Genomic DNA, 255 nt, shown 5'->3' on the forward strand with positions numbered 1-255 from the left:
TGATAGGCTGGGTGTGGAAGTGCAGTAATGCATTAAGCTAACCAGTACTAATTGCCCGTAAGGCTTGTCCCTATAACTTTGGTCAGTTATAGATCTGATGATAATCAGAAACTACGACAAGTATTACCATAGTGTGTGCTAAACGTAAGTTTGAGCGATCACAACCGATTATTTCTGACGGTAATGCCGTCATACTTCTTCCCAATTGGATTTGTTGTTCTTCACAGCTCAACGTGAAAACAGCGAATCAACAAG

Annotated in this window: 1 rRNA gene; it reads left to right on the forward strand. The window is 40.8% G+C overall.

Features of this window, described 5'->3' with window-relative positions:
* A 23S ribosomal RNA gene (locus H8K52_RS20825) occupies positions 1 to 72 on the forward strand; the annotation flags it as partial.
* Positions 73 to 255: the final 183 nt, after the last annotated feature.

Origin of the sequence: Affinundibacterium seohonense (assembly GCF_014284305.1) — a bacterium.
In the GTDB taxonomy this organism is placed as follows: Bacteria; Pseudomonadota; Gammaproteobacteria; order Burkholderiales; family Burkholderiaceae_D; genus Undibacterium; species Undibacterium seohonense.